Raw genomic sequence first — 240 nt, 5'->3', positions numbered from 1 at the left:
GGATTTTCTCGTCTCGGTGCGGCATGGGCCGTCGGCGTCGTATTCGCCCGTGCGCGAGCGCTGCGAACGCACACCGCAACTGCTGGCCAAGGGCGCACCGTTTGCGCTGTATGCGGTGATGGACTTTGTGGTCGACAACTACCAGCCCGTGCTCGAGCGCATGCAGGAAGAGTTCGAGCACATCGAAAGCCAGATCTTTGGCGACACATTTGACCGTGCAGCCATCGAGCGGCTCTATAC

Annotated in this window: 1 protein-coding gene; it reads left to right on the top strand. The window is 60.8% G+C overall.

The genetic code is table 11. The annotated features are described in order from the left end of the window. A partial coding sequence (locus ACVA58_RS28615; protein WP_446513610.1) for a CorA family divalent cation transporter occupies positions 1–240 on the top strand: 240 nt, incomplete at both ends.

This window comes from Photobacterium sp. DNB22_13_2 (assembly GCF_052873915.1).
This window is presented reverse-complemented; position numbering and strand designations above follow the sequence as displayed.